Genomic DNA, 2,352 nt, shown 5'->3' with positions numbered 1-2,352 from the left:
TAAGTTGAGGTGCCCGCAGTCGCTGGGGTTACCGTGATGCTCGTGCCCGTCACATTATTGCTCCATACCACTGTGCCTTGACATCCTGTTGCTGTTAAAGTTGCTGCTTCCCCGTAACATGCTGTTACATCGTTTACAGTCACTTTTACCTCTGGAATCACTGTCAACACTCCACTATCTTCTGCCACACATGATTTACCGTTGAGGCTTACCGTACATATCGCTTTGTAAGTTGACGTGCCCGCGGTCGCTGGGGTTACCGTGATGCTCGTGCCTGTCACATTATTGCTCCATACCACTGTACCCTGACATCCCGTTGCCGTTAAAGTCGCTGCTTCGCCGTAACATGCTGTTACATCGTTCACATTTACTTTTACCTCTGGAATCACTGTCAAGATACCACTATCTTCTGCTACACATGATTTACCATTCAAACTTACTGTACATACTGCTTTGTAAGTTGAGGTTCCCGCAGTCGCTGGGGTTACTGTGATGCTGGTGCCTGTCACATTATTGCTCCATACTACCGTGCCTTGACATCCCGTTGCTGTTAGAGTCGCTGCTTCGCCGTAACATGCTGTTACATCGTTTACATTCACTTTTACTTCCGGAATCACTGTCAAGATGCCTGTATCTTCTGCTACACATGATTTGCCATTGAGGCTTACCGTACATACTGCTTTGTAAGTTGAGGTGCCCGCAGTCGCTGGGGTTACCGTGATGCTGGTGCCTGTCACATTATTGCTCCATACTACTGTGCCTTGACATCCCGTTGCTGTTAAAGTCGCTGCTTCGCCGTAACATGCTGTTACATCGTTTACAGTCACTTTTACCTCTGGAATCACTGTCAACACTCCACTATCTTCTGCTACACATGATTTACCATTCAAACTTACTGTACATACTGCTTTGTAAGTTGACGTGCCCGCAGTCGCTGGGGTTACTGTGATGCTCGTGCCTGTCACATTATTGCTCCATACCACTGTGCCTTGACATCCTGTTGCTGTTAAAGTAGCTGCTTCCCCGTAACATGCTGTTACATCGTTTACAGTCACTTTTACCTCTGGAATCACTGTCAACACTCCACTATCTTCTGCTACACATGATTTACCATTCAAACTTACTGTACATACTGCTTTGTAAGTTGACGTGCCCGCAGTCGCTGGGGTTACTGTGATGCTCGTGCCTGTCACATTATTGCTCCATACCACTGTGCCCTGACATCCCGTTGCTGTTAAAGTAGCTGCTTCCCCGTAACATGCTGTTACATCGTTTACAGTCACTTTTACCTCTGGAATCACTGTCAACACTCCACTATCTTCTGCCACACATGATTTACCATTCAAACTTACCGTACATACTGCTTTGTAAGTTGACGTGCCCGCAGTCGCTGGGGTTACCGTGATGCTCGTGCCTGTCACATTATTGCTCCATACTACCGTGCCTTGACATCCTGTTGCTGTTAGAGTCGCTGCTTCCCCGTAACACGCCGTTACATCGTTTACATTCACTTTTACCTCTGGAATCACTGTCAGGATACCTGTATCTTCTGCCACACATGATTTGCCGTTGAGGCTTACTGTACATATCGCTTTGTAAGTTGAGGTGCCCGCAGTCGCTGGGGTTACCGTGATGCTCGTGCCCGTCACATTATTGCTCCATACCACTGTGCCTTGACATCCCGTTGCTGTTAGAGTCGCTGCTTCCCCGTAACACGCTGTTACATCGTTTACAGTCACTTTTACCTCTGGAATCACTGTCAACACTCCACTATCTTCTGCTACACATGATTTGCCATTCAAACTTACTGTACATACTGCTTTATAAGTTGACGTGCCCGCAGTCGCTGGGGTTACTGTGATGCTCGTGCCTGTCACATTATTGCTCCATACTACCGTGCCTTGACATCCTGTTGCTGTTAGAGTCGCTGCTTCCCCGTAACATGCCGTTACATCGTTTACAGTCACTTTTACTTCTGGAATCACTGTCAGGATGCCTGTATCTTCTGCTACACATGATTTGCCATTCAAACTTACTGTACATATCGCTTTATAAGTTGAGGTGCCTGCGGTGGTTGGGGTTACTGTGATGCTCGTGCCTGTCACATTATTGCTCCATACCACTGTGCCTTGACATCCCGTTGCTGTTAAAGTCGCTGCTTCCCCGTAACACGCTGTTACATCGTTTACAGTCACTTTTACCTCTGGAATCACTGTCAACACTCCACTATCTTCTGCTACACATGATTTGCCGTTGAGGCTTACCGTACATACTGCTTTATAAGTTGAGGTGCCCGCAGTCGCTGGGGTTACCGTGATGCTGGTGCCTGTCACATTATTGCTCCATACCACT

Annotated in this window: 1 pseudogene; it reads right to left on the bottom strand. The window is 47.4% G+C overall.

Annotated features, from left to right (window positions below):
- A pseudogene (locus WAA15_RS24345) lies at window positions 1-2,352 on the bottom strand (hypothetical protein); the annotation flags it as partial.

The sequence above is a fragment of the Emticicia sp. 17c genome (assembly GCF_037153985.1).
Classification (GTDB): domain Bacteria; phylum Bacteroidota; class Bacteroidia; order Cytophagales; family Spirosomataceae; genus Emticicia.
Note: the sequence above shows the minus strand (reverse complement) of the source record. Positions and strands in the feature narration are given on the sequence as shown.